The organism is Solibacillus sp. CAU 1738, from assembly GCF_039888725.1.
GTDB lineage: Bacteria > Bacillota > Bacilli > Bacillales_A > Planococcaceae > Metasolibacillus.
In genome coordinates this window covers 449,930-467,482 of sequence record NZ_JBDQQN010000002.1, presented here as the reverse complement: position 1 = coordinate 467,482, position 17,553 = coordinate 449,930, and the positions used below count along the sequence as shown (strand labels likewise).

Here is a 17,553-nt window from a genome sequence, read left to right as displayed (position 1 = left end):
GTGAACTGAAATATTTTTAGCAACACTTTTTGTTCCCTTTTTTAAATTCTACACTATTGTAGGAGGTGTTCATATGAATTTATATCGGAATAAAAACTTTTTACTGCTTTATTTTGGCACAATTGCCTCAACGCTCGGTTATCAAATATATAATTTTATTTTGCCGTTATTCATTTATGATTTAACGAAATCAGCACTCGCTATGAGTACTATGCGTATTATGGATTTCTTGCCAAATGTGTTACTTGGCATGCTTGCGGGGGTGCTAGTAGACCGCATGAACCGAAATGTCATGCTGAAGTATTCAGGGCTCTTAAAAGTACTTTTGTCTACTATTTTAGTAGTAGTTATATTGTTAGATGCAGTGGAGCTTTGGCATATGTACATATTAGGGTTTTTAATGGCGACTGTTAGCTATACATTCAGTAACGCACAGCATGCCATTATCCCGCAGTTATTCGATAAATCGCTCATGACTGAAATTCAAGCAAAATTTTCATTTGTGAATACGTTATTTTCGATAATTGGTCCTTCATTTGCAGGAATGTTGCTCGTGTTTTTTGCTTATGACTATTTATTTATTGTATACGTCGCGTCATTGTTCTTTATTTGGATTAGTGTATTGTTTCTTGATAAAACAGAAACACCGATAAGAGAAAAGGAACAGTCCATTGTTGCGGATATGAAAGAAGGTTTTGTCGAGCTTTTTGGGAACAAAATGCTTTTATATCCAACTTTATCTATATTATTCGTTAATTTAGCGACGAGTTTAATTATTGGGGTGCAAGTGTTTTATGTCATTGATGTACTTGGTGAAACGAAGGAACAACTTGGTTTAATGTATTCCATCTCAGCACTGGGAGGTCTACTAGGGGCTAAGTTGATTCATCCATTACGCAAAAAATGGACGCGCGGAAAAATATATACGGTGATGTATTTAATTGATGGTGTCGTGCTCGTATTATTTTTCTTTGCAACGACATGGTGGCAGCTCGGTCTCTTGCTAGCATGTAGAACTTGTATAACGATCATCGTTAACATCATTTATTTGGCAATTCGCCAAGAGTCTACACCGAATCATTTACTCGGTCGAGTAGCAGGAACTTCTTCTATGTTTATGAAGCTTGCGTTACCTGCTGGGTTATTCATCGGTGGTATTTGGGCGGAAGCATTACCAATTCCATATATTTTTATTATTTCTGCCGTAATCGTTTTTTGTATGTATATTGTTTTATCGAAACAACGTTTTTATAATGTGAAATAAACGCAAAAATTAAATGTTTATTAAAAAGTGGTTGTGCTTTGCAGGGGTGGCTGTTAGTATAGAAACATTCATTTAATATCAAATAATTGCAAAATTTTAATTTGCTGTTGTTATACACATCTTAGGAGAATTCATCTATGCAAACAAAAATATCTTTTTCTACTTATGCAATCATAGGAACAATGTTATTTGGCATGTTTTTTGGTGCGGGGAACTTAATCTTTCCCATTCAGCTTGGTCAACTGTCGGGTACTAACTTTTGGCCAGCTTTAATAGGTTTTTTAGTTACAGCGATTGGTTTACCCTTTATGGGAATTTTAGCGATTGGCCTTTCAGGAAGTAACGGTTTACGTGATTTAGCAAGTCGTGTGCACCCGCTATTTGGGGTCATATTTTCATTAGCTTTATATTTAACAATTGGTCCTTTTTTTGCGATTCCACGAACAGCGACAGTACCCTTTGTGGTAGGATTTGAACCTTATATACAACCTGAGCAAACGACAATGTTTCTTGCAGGCTTTAGTTTAGTGTTCTTTTTAATTGTTTATTACTTTTCATTAAATCCCGCAAAAATTATGGATTATATCGGCAAGTATTTAACACCAGCCTTTTTAATTTTCTTATTCATTTTAATTATCACGAGCATTCTTTTACCAATGGGAAGCTTTCAACAGCCATCTGGTGCATACATTAACGATGCATTCATGACTGGTTTCAAAGAAGGCTATAATACGATGGATGCCTTAGCATCACTTGCGTTCGGGATTGTTGTCATCAATGCAATTAAACGTCAAGGGATTACGGATAAAAAGGATATCGCGAAAGCAACCTGGAAATCAGGGATTTTCGCAATGGCGTTAATGATGCTTATTTATGGTTTGATTACGTATATGGGTGCATCGAGTATTGGAGCGATAGGTACGTTTGAAAATGGAGGCCTAATTTTTGCTGCAGTGGCGCAGCATTATTTCGGATCATTCGGCGTGATTTTACTTGCTATTATTATCGTTCTTGCTTGTTTAAAAACTAGTATTGGATTAATTACTTCATGTAGTGAATTTTTCCATGAAGTATTCCCGAAAATCGGCTATAAATCATTTGTTTTCATTCTTTGTACCGTATCTTTCATTATCGCAAACTTTGGATTAACAAATATTATTCAATTTGCCGTGCCAGTTCTCATGTTCTTGTATCCACTGGCAATTGTATTAATATTATTAGCGCTTTGTTCTTCGGTTTTTAAAATCAGTCAAAGCGTATATGCACTAGCAATGTTCTTTACATTTTTCGTTAGCTTAATTGATGGCTATGTTGCACTAGTTAACAATCTACCTGCTGCACAGCTTCGTGTATTCGAAGCAATTGCAGAATTTTATAAATCCGTCTTACCGTTTTATGACATTGGCTTAGGATGGATTTTACCGGCAGTTGTCGGTTCACTCCTTGGATTGCTATGGTCAAAGGTGAGGGGAACATCAAACGAATCTGTCTAACTCAAGCAGGAGTATAGACAAAAGGCAATTGGAATGAGATAATTCCAATTGCCTTTTTGTATTTTCCTGTGATTTATATGGAAACCATAACTTTAAGAGTGAAAAACCATATATGGAGTCCGTCACGAAAAAATAGAAAAAAAAGGACATGCACGCTACGGCACTGAAGAAAAACTAACCGCTGAGGAATGGAATTTACTACACTCTTTTATTGCACTAACGGACCCTTTTAGTTGAATAAGATAGAATAGAAGGTTATTTTAAATAGACATATAAAAATGGGATATTAAATTTCATTACTATATTAAATGAAATACCTAAAAGATAAAGTTCAGCTTTACGTTTAGGAAGGAGGAACATAGTTTTGAAATTGATTGGATTACTCATTATAGGTGGCTTGATTTTTCTTTTATTAGGTTTCATCTACATAATGATTAGTGTGGTTGTGCGAAATAAAAAAGAAAAGTAATTAGGGTTATGTTAATAGAATTGGATTATTTACTTACCTTGCAAGTATTGAGTTGGACATAAGCTCCACAATACTACTCATATATCAAGGCCTTTCATCAATCTATAAAATTGATGAAAGGTCTTTTTTCTATTAAGGAATACTTATTTTCCCACTAAAGCACTATGCGAATAGTGTTTATAGTGTTCCAATTGCCTTTTAGAAGGAAGTAAAATAGCATTCACTCAAAAATTATGCTTAGACTAATAATTTAAAATGACAACAGACAGTTGCTAGTTAGATATTTTCAGGTGACTGTGGTATTTGGTGTTGTTATTGGATTATACCTCTACGCAAAGCCTCGGCTACTCCTTGCACTCGATTGAATACCTCAAGTTTTCGAATGGCCGATTGTACATAATCCTGGACAGTAAATTCGCTAATGCCAAGGGATACAGCCATTATCTTCGTACTTTCACCCCAAGACATTCTCTGTAATACGTCTATTTCTCGCTTGCTAATTTTTTTGTCTCTTCCAGGGGAATCGTCTTCTCCAAATATTTGCCCTAATTGTTGCCCATACATACCTAAAGAGTGAAGAAGGCTATCCTCAACGGTAAAGGAATCTGTACTCCCCATGCAGGCATAGCCGACTACGTGTGAGCTATAGCTAATGGGAACTACTAGAAGTTCAGTTGTAACGCCATTAGTAAACTTTATTGGTAGTTGGTGAATTGATTGTGTATCGATATGCTTGGGCTTTCTTTCCTTAATGGCTGAATAGATGGGAGGCATGTTTCGAACATCTTCTCTCCACTCCTGCAAGGAAGATACCCCTTGTTGATCTATACATAATATACCTTCACCGACTTTGCTTAGTGTCGAATAGAAATAGAGACTTACACGAGAAAAGTTAAAAAGATCCATAAATCCGCGAACGGCAAGGATTTGCTTTTCATAATGAGAAGGAACTGATGAAATAGATTGAATTTGCTTTATTATAGCTGCTTCATGCATGAATATCCCCCTTTACTTACGGCTTGAATATTCACATTATATCAAAAATAGATATTATTACAAATGTTGTGAATGGCTGAATAAGAACCCTCTTAATAACGAATTTTTTGGTTATTCGAGAAGAAAAAGTAGTTTATTAACAAAAATCCCCCTTAATTTTAGGGGATATATTAATCGGAAAATTAAAATTATTATTATAGTTGTAAACTATTACACTTGAAAGAATAACTGTAAGGATAAAAGTCATTTATATTTGAATGACTCTTAATATGAGAAAGCAGGTGACGGAAATGAGTAATTTTTTTGCAGAATTTCATTTAAGAACATCCATATCTAGTGGGGCTGGGGCGAGAAGTTTGCTACCTGAAATAATCCAGGGGTTAGGCGGAAAGCGGGTCTTCCTGATTACGGATAAAGGGATTGTTCAAGCGGGTGTTGCTGCCCAAATTATCGATTTATTTGAAAATTCACAGGAAAATGTAGAGCTTGTTGGTGTCTTTGATGAAATTGAACAGGATGCTAAGGCAGAGAATATTACGAAAGCCGTTCGGGTTGCTAAAGAACTTCAAGCAGACGCGCTAGTTGCCCTAGGAGGCGGAAGTGTGCTAGATGCTGTAAAAGGTATCAAATGGATGTTACATAAAGGATTTGAAGATACGGAGGAAGTGCTTCATACCAGCATTCGAGAATTTCCTCCAGAGGCTCAACCGATGGACATTCCACATGTGGCAATTCCTACGACGGCAGGAACGGGTGCAGAAGTATCGCCAATGGCTGTTATTTATAATGAAAAACTAGGTGTAAAAGTAGTTCTAAGGACTCCGTATCTCAATGCAGACATGGCGATTTTGGATCCTGAATTGACGGTGGGGCTACCTCCGAAGATCACAGCATTTACAGGAATGGATGCTTTGACGCATGCGATAGAAGGTTATTTTTCTACAACAGCTACTCCATTCACTGATTCTTATGCGTTATATTCTGCCCAGTTGATTGCAGAGAATTTACCAATTGTAGTTAAGGAAGGATCTAACGTAGAAGCTAGAGGCAATATGTTAATGGCGAGTGCAATGGCAATAACGGCTTTTGGATTTGGGAACAATGGAGTTCCGGTGCATAATATGGCGCATGTATTTGGTGCTAAGTTTAGAATTCCACATGGTCTGGCCAATGCGGTACTCCTACCGAACGTAATGGATGCCCTACCTGATTTATATTTACCGAAAATTGAGCGATTTGCTAGAGCGTTGGGAATTGAAAATCTGTCGTCTGATTCTCAGGAATGTTTGACGAAGGTTATAGAATTCATCCGTAATTTGCGACAACAAGTTGGGCTACCAGATACATTTGCTGAATTTAATCTAGATTCTGATATTCTACAATACATTGTGGAGGAAGTGCAAAGTGATTCTGCAGCAGGCAAGTTTATGATTCCTGCCGGTATTATTACCAAAGTGACTGAGGAAGTTGCCGGATTTATTCCAAGCAAAGTAAACCCTTAACCTATTCGAAGGAGGTATCAATCCAATCATGTTAGATACTCAAGCAAAGGACTTCCTGCAGATGTTAGGAGAAAGAAAACCAACTTCTGCTATGACACCTGAAGAAAACCGTGCCAATGGGGTGGCGCTACAAAAATTGGCGGGGCCACCAGAGTCAGTTGCGAAGGTAGAAGAGTACTGGGTTCCTGTAAAAGATGGCGAAATCAAGGTGAGGATATATACCCCTGTAGGAGAAGGGATTTTCCCTATATTTATCTATCTTCATGGAGGGGGATGGGTATTAGGGGATCTTGATACAGTCGATGCACCATGTCGTAGCATTGCGAATCAGGCGGAGTGTATAGTAGTGTCTGTTGATTATCGTAGAGCTCCTGAATTTAAATTCCCTATTCCTCTTGAAGATTGTTATGAAGCAGCATTATGGGTAGCTGATCATGCAGGTGAATGGAACGGAGATTCAACGAGAATTTCTATAGGTGGTGACAGTGCCGGTGGGAACTTGGCTACATGTGTCGCAATAAAGGCAAGAGATGAGCAAGGACCAACTTTCGTGTCCCAAATTTTGATCTATCCGGTAACAGATCTATCTTTTAGTACGACATCGTACAAGGAAAATGGAGAAGGATATTTCCTCACTCAGGATAGCATGGAATGGTTTGCCGGGCACTATATCAATACTGAAGCAGACAAGTTGAACCCTTATGCTGCACCGTTACTAACAGAAAATCTTAGCAATCTTCCACCAGCACTAGTCATTACAGCAGGGTATGATCCACTTCGAGATGAAGGATTAGCTTATGCGAATCGGTTGCATGAAGCGGGTATTCAAGTGGAATCTACTTGCTACGAAGGTATGATTCACGGATTTTTCTGGATGGCGGGAATTATGGACAAAGGCAAGCAGGCGATTGGGCAAGTAGCTCGTTATTTGCACAAATCCTTTTACGAATAAATAAGACTATAAATTACGATAGAAAATTAATCGATACATTGTTAAATACAACGAAATTGTGAATATAGGGAGGAATAAAAATGGCAAATACAAATCAAATCAATAATTTAGATGCAGTCGTTATCGGAGCAGGATTCTCGGGTATGTATATGCTGTATCGCTTACGTGAAGCTGGATTTTCTGTCCGTACTTTCGAAGCGGCGGCAGATGTTGGTGGTGTATGGTACGCGAATCGTTATCCGGGAGCGCGATGCGACTCAGAAAGTATCATTTATAATTATACGTTTTCTGATGAGCTTCTTCAGGAATGGACTTGGACAACTAGGTTCCCGGCTCAGGAAGAAATATTAAAATACCTTAATTTTGCGGCAGATAAGCTCGACCTACGTCGAGATATTCAGTTCAATACACGCGTTACATCTGCTCATTACAATGAAATTAGTAAAAAATGGGATATAACACTAGATGATGGTACTAACTTAACTGCCACATATTTCATCACTGGGGTAGGCTGCCTATCTGCATCAAATATACCTAATTTTAAGGGGTTAAATAGTTTTGAAGGAGAGGCTTACCACACTGGACGTTGGCCACATGAAAAGGTGGACTTCAGTAATAAACGCGTAGGTTTGATTGGTACAGGTTCAAGTGGTGTCCAATCTATCCCTGTCATTGCGGAAGAAGCAGGTCATCTCAATGTTTTCCAGAGAACGCCGGCGTATAGCACTCCTGCAAGAAACCAACCATATGACGCAGAATTTATTCGTCAAACAAAAGAAAATTACGAAGAGATTAGACAACAAATTCGTTGGTCTTCAATGGGTTATCTTCATACGACAGTGAATAATAGATCGGCATTGGACGATACACCAGAAGAACGTGAGCAGCAATATCAAAAGATTTGGGATAGAGGCGGATTAGGATTTAGTCAAACTTACAAAGACCTAATGGTAAACGAAGAAGCCAATAAAACGGCTAGTGAATTTATTCGTTCTAAAATCGATAACGTTGTTAAAAATCCTGATGTAGCTAAGAAATTAAAACCAAGCTACTTCTACTCTGCAAAACGCCCTGTAATTGACACTAATTATTATGAGACGTTTAACCGTGATAACGTTACTTTAGTTGATGTAAAGACGACGCCAATTGTAGAGATTACTCCTAAAGGGATAAAAACTTCGGAAGCAGAATACGAGTTGGATGTTATTGTTTTTGCTACAGGTTACGATGCGATGACAGGGCCATTGTTTAAGATTGATATTCGTGGAAAAGAAGGCGTGTCACTTAAAGAGAAGTGGGCTGATGGAACACAAACGAGAACATACCTTGGTCTTGCCAATGCTGGTTTCCCAAACATGTTTATGATAACTGGTCCTGAAAGTCCTTCAGTGTTATCAAATGTGCCTGTATCAATTGAGCAGCATGTGGAATGGATTGGTGATTGTATCGAATATCTACGTGAGAACAAATTGGAAACGATTGAGGCGAATGTAGAAGCGGAAGAAAAATGGAGTAAACATTGCTTAGAATTAGCTCAATCTTCACTTCTGACAAAGGTTGAGTCTTGGTATACGGGTGCAAATATAGATGATAAGCCACGTGGATTCCCTATTTATACAGGTGGAGTTGGGAACTACCGTAAAATATGTGATGAAGTAACAGCTAAAGGTTACGAAGGATTTACGTTAACACCTTTGCGCTCTTATGAGACGATTTCTTAAAAGACTGTACTTGAGTCCTAATAATTTATATTATTCCGGAAAATCCAACGATTGTTAGTTCGGGTTTTCCGGTAGTTAAATATCGCAAAGGGAGTGTAGAAAGATGTATATCAATGGAGAATGGTTCAAAACAGATAAGGCATTTGAAGTTAAAAACCCGGCTACAGGGGAAATAGTAGATACGGTTTATTTTGTCGGTGAGGAAGAGACGGAAGCTGCTATTCAAGCCGCAAAGGATGCATTTCCGGAGTGGTCAGCACTGACTGCAGAGCAGCGTAGTTTGTATTTACGGAAAATTGCGGATAAATTAGGGGAGAAAAAGGAAGAGATAGCCCAAATTATCACAAAAGAAATGGGTAAGACTATTCATCACGCTAGGCAAGAAGTGAATTCAACGATTGCTTTCTTTCAATGGTTTGCAGAAGAAGCGCGCAGAGTTTATGGAGATGTCATTCCACCATCAATCGCTAATAAACGTATAACAGCGATTCGACAACCTATTGGCGTTGTGGCAGCTATTACTCCTTGGAATTTCCCGCTATCTATGGCCGCAAGGAAGTTGGGACCGGCTTTAGCGACAGGCTGTACAGTGCTTTTAAGACCTTCAAGGGAAGCTCCGTTGTCTTCCATTGCATTGTTTAAAATTATTGATGAAGTAGGTCTACCTAAAGGTGTGGTTAACCTTCTTATTGGACAATCAGGCCCTATTGTTAACACGATTATGAACAGCAGTGTTGTAAAAAAGGTTTCCTTTACGGGTTCAACAGAAGTTGGAAAAATCCTCATCGAACAATCTGCAAAAACTGTTAAACGTGTGTCAATGGAATTAGGTGGACATGCTCCATTTATCGTTTTTGATGATGCTGATATCGACTTAGCTGTTAACGGCTTAATAATAAGTAAATTTGGCTCAAATGGACAACAATGTATTTGTCCAAACCGAATCTATGTGCAAGAAAATATATATGAAGAATTTGCTGAGAAGCTGAAAGAAAAAGTTCAAACCATCAAAGTAGGAAATGGATTAGATGAACAAAATGGAATGGGCCCATTAATTTATGCAGAGGCAATCGACAAAGTACAAGAACAAGTGGATGATGCCGTTCTCTTAGGCGCTTGTGTACTTAACGGTGGGAAAAGGTTGACAGGCGAAGACTACTCTAATGGCTATTTTTATCCTCCTACTGTTTTAGCGGATGTTACGGATGAGATGTTAATTACTAGGGAGGAAACTTTTGGACCAGTCATTCCACTAATTAAGTTCCAAAGTGAAGAAGAAGTGATTGAAAGAGCAAATGCTATTGAATATGGACTTGCCTCTTACTTCTATACAAAAGATCTTTCACGCAAGTACCGTGTTTCTGAACAATTAGAATACGGTATGGTCGGAGTAAATGATGCGATTCCTTTTGCTGTTCAAGTGCCATTTGGTGGTGTGAAAGAGAGTGGTATGGGGCGTGAAGGTGGAAAGTATGGAATGGATGACTATTTAGACATAAAAATGATTTCTGTACAGATTTAATAGAAGACTATTACACTAAACAAATCATTTTGAAATAGTATCAGGTACTATTAAACTTGTTTATTTTCCTTCATCGTGCCAAAAGATTTGCTTTTACTGTTCAGCGGGTGTCTCGTCTTTTTAGGAAGGATGTTGTTTAATCCTTCCTTCTTTTGGATTCAAGCTCGTTCCAACATCTGGACGCAATTATACCAATGTGTAATTGATTGTAAGTTTCTGTATGTCACCTATTTACAGCTCATGTCTCGTATTTTGCATTTCGTTATAAAAATGGGAAACGAGATTTAATAGACGTAATTTTAATATCCATAAATAAGGGGTGGAATGTTTATGCGGTGGGTTGTTCTAATTATTTTATTTTTTGGCTTTTTAATTAACTTTGCAGACAAGAGTGTTATGGGACTTGCTGTTGGTCCTTTAATGGAAGAATTGAATTTGAGTTATGCACAATGGGGACTTATTGGCAGTAGCTTTTTCTGGATCTTTCCTGTAGCTGCGGTTTTCATAGGATTTATTACTGATAAAATTTCACCTAAAAAAATTATAGCCTTTATGCTTTTAGCATGGTCATTTCTACAGTTTGGGGGCTATGTAATCGGTGGTTTTGCAACGCTTTTATTGTATCGTGTATTTCTTGGATTTGCTGAAGGTGGGTATGCTCCAGCATCCTTGAGACAATTATTTGCTTATTTCCCCCCAGCGATGCGAGCAAGGGTGACTACTATTTTCACGCTTGGTTCAACGGTTGGAGCATATGCTGTTGCTCCCTTGGTAGTACTACTACTCCAATTAGTAGGTTGGAGACACTCGTTTGCTATTATGGGACTATTTAGTTTAGTTTTGTTAGTTATATGGATTGTGGTAATTCCTAATAAAACGCCAGAACTTGAAGAGCTTGAAGTGAAGGACGATTCTGCTCCAAAAAGGAAAGTTCCTTGGTCGGAATTATACCCAGTTTTGTTGTCGCGAACTAGCATATTTACGTTATTTATGACGTTCGGGTTCTTTTGTTTATCGAGTTGGATGCAGATTTGGATGCCTTTATACTTTTTAGAAGTGACTAAAATATCGCAAATGGGAATGGCGTATGCCACATTGACAGTCGGGTTGACTTCAATGATCGTGTCGCTATCGATGGCAACTATCTCTGATCGCGTATTTAAAAAAACACAAAGCTTACGTGAGGGACGTGTAAAGGTAACAGGAATAGGTATGCTAATTGCAGGCTTGGTTTTTGGTTCACTCTATTTTACGAATTCGGTTGTGTGGGCTATCTTGGGAATTACATTGGCATATGGGTTTAGTTTCCTAATACTTTCAACATCTCATATCATTATTGGCAGTCAACTTCCTGAACGTACATCGACTCTATCTGGAGTGATTGTCGCTTTTTCGAATATTGCAGCAGCTTTATGCGCAATGGCCGTTGGATTTATCATTCAAAACGTTGGTGTTGAAAATTCGGTTCAAGGGTTCAAGTATTCGTTTTTAATGATTGCTGGCATTATGGTGATTGTTGCAGTACTATTTATGGCCCTTGTTCATCCGGAAGGAAAAAAGAAAAAGGCTAAATTAGTTAATATGGAAAAAGCCGTGTCAAACTCTTAAGGAATATAGATTTTACACATGCAGAAGTTAATAAGGGGGAAGAAAAATGGATTTTGAAGGGAAAGTAGTATTAATCACAGGGGCAGCTGGTGGTATTGGCAAGGAAACTGCTCGTTTATTTGCCAAACAAGGAGCGAAACTGTCGTTAGTTGATGTAGATGGCCAAGCATTAGAATCACTAGTTAAGGAATTAGAGCTAGAGGATTATTTGTTACAAACGGCTGATGTGACAATTGAAGAGCAAGTGAAAAATTTTGTGCAGCAAACGAAGGAAAAATACGGAAAAATTGATATCTTCTTTAATAATGCAGGAATAGAAGGAAAGGTTGCTTCCATTATTGAAACGACTGCTGAGGATTTAGAAAAAGTATTGAATGTTAATATCAAGGGTGTCTTTTTTGGTTTAAAACATGTGATGGCTACTATGATGGAACAAAAATTTGGAAGTATTATTAATACTTCATCCATTACTGGGTTAAAAGGCTCTCTAGGTTTAGCTCCTTACTCGGCTTCTAAACATGCTGTGCTTGGTTTAACTAAAACAGCTGCCTTAGAATCAGCAGGAATGGGGATACGCGTAAACGCAATTTGCCCTGGGTATGTCGAAACTCGAATGATGCAGTCCATTGAACAAGGCAGAGGACCAGAGCATGCGAATGAAATGAGAGAAAGAGCATTATCGAAAGTACCTATGAATCGATATGCGCAATCGCATGAAATTGCGGAACTTGTTTTATTTTTAGCTTCAGATAAAGCGACTTATATTACAGGAAGTCATTATCTTATTGACGGTGGTAATCTAGCATAAGATTGTGTGAGGAAAAATTGATTATAGCGATTTAAGGGGCTCTTTCTATAGAAAGGCCTTCTTTGTTTTGGAATCAACTGAAATACTAATAAACGCTTAGAAAGCGATACACAAATTATTAAGGGATTTTGCGGGTCGATGAGACAATATAGCTCGATACAGTGAAGAGCTTGCTGCTAGAGAGGTATGTGCCTTGAGACCCCTCATGGCTGATCCAAGTGTATTCTAAAATTGTAAAAAAATAATCTGGTTTATTTTTTTACTGGTGTGCTTAACAATCATTACTTTCCATTCATGTTTGCAACAAGGACAGAGCCACCAAACAATATAATAGGAGTGGGGGAAGTTTTCTTTTGGATGCCATTCTTTAATCAATTCGATATGCCCAATTAAACGACGAATTTTAGTTTCATTTCCACGGTTTCAATGGAGCAGCAGATGTCGTAATTCCCAACATACGCCCCATTTTACTAAAAAATACGTAGCCAGAAAAGACTTAGGTATTTTACACCTGCATCTTTTCTAGCTACTTATTATAAGAGTATTTAGTGCCACCAATTAAGCATTTGTTTCATATCCATTTTTACTTTGCTTAACTACAGTCAGCTGTTTTTAAAAGAGACTACAATTTCACCAATAGTAATGTAGTCCTTTGTTATTTTGTTGTTTTATAGGAAGCCAAATTTATTAATTTTACCTCTGTATAACCTGATTTCTCCTCGAATAATACAACGTTATCATTAAATAAAAGGGGGTGCATATTTGTATTTATTATGACTTCACCCGTTTTAAGGTCAAAAATGGTAATGGTATTTCCAGCTCGATTTACACCATAATTGCCCTTGTTGCCAAGATCATAGATTGATTCATATGATCCATCACTAGGCAGGGTGTATAGTAACGTATTTTGGACATTATAAAATTGAGATTCTCCATCCTTCGTTATATAAAATAAATTTTCATTTATTACATCAAAAGGTGAATCAAAAGGATCACCGGTAATTGTTTTTTCAGTAAGTGTATCTAAATTTAGTAAATGGTAAAAGTTTTGCTCACCCAAAAGAGATTTATAAATAACTTGATTTCCTATGAATTGAGGTTCGTTAGTATCCGATATATTTATATCTTCTAGTTCCAAAAAATCTACTACTTTGCCTTTGGTATTAACTTTAAGTAGTCTCTCATTACCCGAACCCATCTCATTTTTTCTTAAAAAGAAATAAAAATGATCTTTGTATTTTGTAATAGTATTTGAAGAAAAACTTATACGGTATCCATCATTTACATTGGGAATCGTACTTCTATCTACTTTTAGCTCAAAGTTTGTGTGATCATTCGATATTGTTTGTTGTGAAATAATAGGGGTAAAGTTATCAGGAGTATATCGTAATATATATGCTTCACCAGGTGCTTTATTTGATGTAGTTTCTAAAAGTTTCCCCTTTTTGTCATGATTCATAAACACAAAGAAATCCTCATTCTTTTTAGAATCAAAATTATATATATTTCCGCCAAATACAAAGATATTATCATCTACATCAGATTTTCTAATGGAGAAGTCATGAAATTTAATATTCGATTTCCAACTTTTCGAATAAATAGATTTAAAGTTTTCATCATAGATTGTTAAATTTTTCTTCTCAAGGTGCAAAATATATCCTTTCTCTTTAAAGTCAAAGAGGTACACCTTACCTCCATCCAAGGTAGAAAGGTGTTTAACCTTAGATGTTACATTGTTCACTTTAAAAATTTCATAATGGTCAATATTCTTCTTTGTTGTATATGTTGCCAACATCGTTTCATTTTTTGATGTCGTAGCACCACTCCAAACGAATGATTTGTTGACTAGTTTTTCTTGCCATATTACGTTAGATTCCTTAGCGAATACTTGGGATGATAGAACCATATAAAATAAAGTTATAGAAGTAAAAATGGCAACGAATTTTTTTATTCTCAATACTATTCACTCCTTTATCCTACTACTAATAGCATATATAGAAATTACTTTTTTTTCAATAAAAGGTTATTTTTAGTGAGCTAGGTGGGAACTTATGCGTATCGTTTGATGAACAATGTCATTTTGTTTAGTTGTTTAGTTGGCTTGGCACACCATGCTTGGAGAAGTAGCTACATCAGAATGCATTTCCAATTAGGTTTCTGTATAATATAGTAAATCTATGAAAATTCAAACAATTTATTGGGGTGATAGGAATGCTTAAGAAAGAACTGACAAACCGAATGAAGCAATTACAAGAGAGGCTAATTACGAATGAATATGACGCTTATATTATTACCGCCGAAGAAGACATCTGGTATTACACAAACATTACATATAAACCAGAGGAACGCCCCTTTTTCATAATCGTTGTACCTGATCAAACACCTACATTACTTGTACCAAAGCTTGAAGAATCACACGTACATAAAAGTATTATCGATTATAATATTGCATCTTATTGGGAATTTCCATCTTTAGAGGGTAGCAATTGGTATGATAGACTAAATCAGTTAATCCAAGGTTATTCACGTATAGGAATTGAGAGTAACGTACGTGCAGATGTATATCATCTCATGCAAGCAAAGGAATTAGTTTTAGCGCAGTTAGTCGAAGCACAACGTAAAGTGAAAAGTGTCTATGAAATTGAAAAAATACGCATCAGTGCTAGAGTGTGTGATGAAGCAATGGCTGATATATTTAATACGATTTATCGTGGTGCCAGTGTGTTAGAACCATTCACCTTGTCAAAAAAAGTACAAACTAACCTTATAAAAACAAAGCAATTTGACCCAATCACAACTTCATTGCTCACAGCAGTTTGGAATGCACCGACAAGTGCAATGCCGCATAGTATTCCTGAATTAGGCGATCGATTTGGAGATGGACCAAACGTCGCGATGGCTTATTATCGAATTAATGGATATTCAGCAGAGTGTGAACGGACTTTTTTCCTTGGACAACCTACCAAAAACGATGTGGAAATGTTCCAGCATATGCAAAACGCGCGAAATCGGGCATTGAGTATGGTGCGACCAGGTGTAAGGGCATCAGATATCGATGCAGAGGCACGAGCATATTTTGATGAACATGGGCTACTTCATCGTTTATTACATCGTACAGGACATGGAGTTGGCTTGCGAAATCATGAAGGACCATATATTGCAGAAGGTAGCAACGAAATATTAGAAGAAAATATGGTGATTACGATTGAGCCAGGCATCTATATTGAAGGAGTAGGCGGATATCGACACTCCGATACAATCCTTGTAACTAAGGAAGGCTATGAAGTGCTTACAACATTTCCTACTGATTTAGTAGATATGACGATTACCAAATCGAACTTATTGTCAAAGTTAAAAGGGAAGTTTATACAGAAGTACTTGAAGCTTTGATGTTAAGGGCGGCATGATGTAATAAGGGGCTCAAACCCATTGATCTAAAAGGGTTTGACAACATTGGGAAGTTTTTGGAAACATTTTGGAAAATATACTAACATTAGTAGCACAGACCAAGGCCATGGTTTGTGCTACTATTTTTTATAATAGCTTCAACTTATTAAATTTATAAATAAGAAATCTACTAAGATTGAACAATTAACAATATATAAATCTCCATATTGGAATGAAATCATAAATCTCAGAGGACAATGTGAGACAGTACTATTAAATAAATGCCAATCTTGCAATTCAATGTTTCATACAATTGGAATGAGTGGATTTTTGAATCAGTCAGACTTCTTTGTGATAAATGTGGAGATGTCTTGTTTAGAACGTATTATGATGAAAGCGAAATCCCAAGATGTAATTGTTCAGGAAAGTACATATCTGGTTGCAAGAATTGTATAAATAAACCCTCGAATTTTATTAAAGAAACCTCTCCATATGAATACTTTCTAAACCAAAACTATATCAGGGGCTTGATGTTATAGCTTCAAAGCCATTCCTTTATATAACACCATATTTATGGAGCAGGAAATACTATAAGAAATGATTAAGTGGTAAAATATAGTAATGAAGTGAATTTAAAAATCGGATGTAAGGAGAGAAAATACATATGGGGAAGAAGAGAAAAACCTTACCGAAAAATTTTGATGAACTAATTGAAGCAGGCGATATATCAGCATTAAAAGAGGTATTTATGAAATGCGAATTAGATGCCCGTGGCGGTTACAGTAAAACAACAGCCTTGAGCTTTTTCAATATACCGAATGAATTGGTTCGCTGGCTTGTGGAACAGGGTGCTGATATAAATGCTAGAGACAGTTACGGAAGATCGGCTCTACATGAACAGGCAAAAAGTTGGTGTGGTAATACTGAATTGCTGCTTGAGTTGGGTGCAGATATAGAAGCCATTGATTATCAAAACGAGACACCATTATTTGCCGCGGCTGCTTTTTTTAAAACAAATACGATTCGCACGTTGGTTTCTAAAGGCGCAAATATTAGCGCAGTAAATATGATGAATCAGACGCCCTTAGACAAAGCTTTGGCAGTATGTAGAAATATAAATATTGTTGATATGGTGGAAGTTGCTGATATTTTGCTTAACGCGGGTAAAACTGTAACGCCGGAAATGAAAGACTCTATTAAGCGAATTGGGAAAGACTTTGAATTTCACAGAGAAGGTTTTAATAAAGAATATTTGAATCAAACGGATGAGGCACTTTCCCGTCTTTATGAGCTATTTGATGTTCCTCCAGTAGAGAAGCGAAAAACGCATGATGGTACGTCTTCAATAACAGTATCTACAAAGGGCTGGCAGGCACAACATAATGAACTTTGGAATTTACTAATTCCTTCACAAGGACCTGCGAAAACTGTACAGGGTGAGGTTATCCGTATTACTGGTAAAGTTTCATACGAAATTTTAGATAACGGCGGCATCAACTGGGATAATCATTTTCGTAAAATGCTCAAAAGTTTGAATCACTATTTTAGCTTAGGTACGCCATTACATCCCGCTGCACTTCAGGAGGCAGCCATATTGGCGAAAGAACTTCACAAAGGCGATGGAAGTGATGAACCTGCGAGATTATGCGAACTGGCAGTACACTGGGTACTCAGCAATCCGAATCCGATTACTTTAGAACAGCCCGACTATAAGCGCTAACTTATTCAGCGTATTCAATAAGCTTTTTTGCACGATATATTCCTCTATTTTTAGCACTTACCAGCTAACAAAAGGGGATATTATTCTGTCGGAAAACGATAAACATATTTG

The 17,553-nt window shown here is 37.1% G+C and carries 13 protein-coding genes; 10 read left to right on the top strand and 3 right to left on the bottom strand.

Features of this window, described 5'->3' with window-relative positions:
* Positions 1-73 precede the first annotated feature (73 nt).
* A complete protein-coding gene (locus tag AAFN87_RS07405; protein WP_347790402.1) occupies positions 74-1,264 on the top strand; it encodes an MFS transporter in 1,191 nt (396 codons plus the stop codon).
* Between the two features lie 137 nt (positions 1,265-1,401).
* A complete protein-coding gene (brnQ, locus tag AAFN87_RS07400) occupies positions 1,402-2,757 on the top strand; it encodes a branched-chain amino acid transport system II carrier protein (protein ID WP_347790401.1) in 1,356 nt (451 codons plus the stop codon).
* 781 nt (positions 2,758-3,538) lie between these two features.
* On the opposite strand, the gene AAFN87_RS07395 is transcribed toward brnQ, so the two are convergent.
* Entirely contained in the window at positions 3,539-4,222 is a 684-nt protein-coding gene (locus AAFN87_RS07395) for a LuxR C-terminal-related transcriptional regulator (protein ID WP_347790400.1), read from the bottom strand.
* Between the two features lie 290 nt (positions 4,223-4,512).
* Here AAFN87_RS07395 and AAFN87_RS07390 point away from each other — a divergent pair, with 290 nt between their 5' ends.
* The 6 genes from AAFN87_RS07390 to AAFN87_RS07365 all read left to right on the top strand — a co-directional run bounded on the left by AAFN87_RS07390 (position 4,513) and on the right by AAFN87_RS07365 (position 12,335).
* On the top strand, positions 4,513-5,724 hold the full coding sequence (locus tag AAFN87_RS07390) for an iron-containing alcohol dehydrogenase (RefSeq protein ID WP_347790399.1): 1,212 nt from the start codon (positions 4,513-4,515) through the stop codon (positions 5,722-5,724).
* Between the two features lie 28 nt (positions 5,725-5,752).
* Positions 5,753-6,676 carry an alpha/beta hydrolase gene (locus AAFN87_RS07385; protein ID WP_347790398.1) on the top strand — a complete coding sequence of 308 codons (924 nt, stop codon included), beginning with the start codon at positions 5,753-5,755 and terminating at the stop codon, positions 6,674-6,676.
* Positions 6,677-6,756: 80 nt separating this feature from the next.
* A complete protein-coding gene (locus AAFN87_RS07380; RefSeq protein ID WP_347790397.1) occupies positions 6,757-8,397 on the top strand; it encodes a flavin-containing monooxygenase in 1,641 nt (546 codons plus the stop codon).
* Between the two features lie 103 nt (positions 8,398-8,500).
* Positions 8,501-9,919 carry an NAD-dependent succinate-semialdehyde dehydrogenase gene (locus AAFN87_RS07375; protein WP_347790396.1) on the top strand — a complete coding sequence of 473 codons (1,419 nt, stop codon included), beginning with the start codon at positions 8,501-8,503 and terminating at the stop codon, positions 9,917-9,919.
* Positions 9,920-10,249: 330 nt separating this feature from the next.
* A complete protein-coding gene (locus AAFN87_RS07370) occupies positions 10,250-11,527 on the top strand; it encodes an MFS transporter (protein ID WP_347790395.1) in 1,278 nt (425 codons plus the stop codon).
* 46 nt (positions 11,528-11,573) lie between these two features.
* Positions 11,574-12,335, top strand: coding sequence for an SDR family NAD(P)-dependent oxidoreductase (locus AAFN87_RS07365; protein ID WP_347790394.1), 762 nt, complete (start codon positions 11,574-11,576; stop codon positions 12,333-12,335).
* Between the two features lie 225 nt (positions 12,336-12,560).
* On the opposite strand, the gene AAFN87_RS20035 is transcribed toward AAFN87_RS07365, so the two are convergent.
* Together AAFN87_RS20035 and AAFN87_RS07360 are read right to left on the bottom strand one after the other, a co-directional pair.
* Positions 12,561-12,710 (bottom strand): zinc-ribbon domain-containing protein, encoded by a 150-nt coding sequence (locus AAFN87_RS20035; protein WP_481886455.1) that lies wholly within the window; start codon positions 12,708-12,710, stop codon positions 12,561-12,563.
* A gap of 280 nt (positions 12,711-12,990) precedes the next feature.
* Positions 12,991-14,292 (bottom strand): hypothetical protein, encoded by a 1,302-nt coding sequence (locus AAFN87_RS07360; RefSeq protein WP_347790393.1) that lies wholly within the window; start codon positions 14,290-14,292, stop codon positions 12,991-12,993.
* Positions 14,293-14,546: 254 nt separating this feature from the next.
* On the opposite strand from AAFN87_RS07360, the gene AAFN87_RS07355 reads away from it, so the two are divergent.
* Together AAFN87_RS07355 and AAFN87_RS07350 are read left to right on the top strand one after the other, a co-directional pair.
* Positions 14,547-15,725, top strand: a complete 1,179-nt coding sequence (locus AAFN87_RS07355) for a M24 family metallopeptidase (protein ID WP_347790392.1) — start codon at positions 14,547-14,549, stop codon at positions 15,723-15,725.
* 661 nt (positions 15,726-16,386) lie between these two features.
* Entirely contained in the window at positions 16,387-17,442 is a 1,056-nt protein-coding gene (locus tag AAFN87_RS07350) for an ankyrin repeat domain-containing protein (protein ID WP_347790391.1), read from the top strand.
* Positions 17,443-17,553: the final 111 nt, after the last annotated feature.

Excerpts from the sequence above, each read along its gene's own strand:
- AAFN87_RS07405 (WP_347790402.1), top strand. The coding sequence starts at position 74 with ATGAATTTATATCGGAATAAAAACTTTTTACTGCTTTATTTTGGCACA.
- brnQ (WP_347790401.1), top strand. The coding sequence starts at position 1,402 with ATGCAAACAAAAATATCTTTTTCTACTTATGCAATCATAGGAACAATG.
- AAFN87_RS07395 (WP_347790400.1), bottom strand. The coding sequence starts at position 4,222 with ATGCATGAAGCAGCTATAATAAAGCAAATTCAATCTATTTCATCAGTT.
- AAFN87_RS07390 (WP_347790399.1), top strand. The coding sequence starts at position 4,513 with ATGAGTAATTTTTTTGCAGAATTTCATTTAAGAACATCCATATCTAGT.
- AAFN87_RS07385 (WP_347790398.1), top strand. The coding sequence starts at position 5,753 with ATGTTAGATACTCAAGCAAAGGACTTCCTGCAGATGTTAGGAGAAAGA.
- AAFN87_RS07380 (WP_347790397.1), top strand. The coding sequence starts at position 6,757 with ATGGCAAATACAAATCAAATCAATAATTTAGATGCAGTCGTTATCGGA.
- AAFN87_RS07375 (WP_347790396.1), top strand. The coding sequence starts at position 8,501 with ATGTATATCAATGGAGAATGGTTCAAAACAGATAAGGCATTTGAAGTT.
- AAFN87_RS07370 (WP_347790395.1), top strand. The coding sequence starts at position 10,250 with ATGCGGTGGGTTGTTCTAATTATTTTATTTTTTGGCTTTTTAATTAAC.
- AAFN87_RS07365 (WP_347790394.1), top strand. The coding sequence starts at position 11,574 with ATGGATTTTGAAGGGAAAGTAGTATTAATCACAGGGGCAGCTGGTGGT.
- AAFN87_RS07355 (WP_347790392.1), top strand. The coding sequence starts at position 14,547 with ATGCTTAAGAAAGAACTGACAAACCGAATGAAGCAATTACAAGAGAGG.
- AAFN87_RS07350 (WP_347790391.1), top strand. The coding sequence starts at position 16,387 with ATGGGGAAGAAGAGAAAAACCTTACCGAAAAATTTTGATGAACTAATT.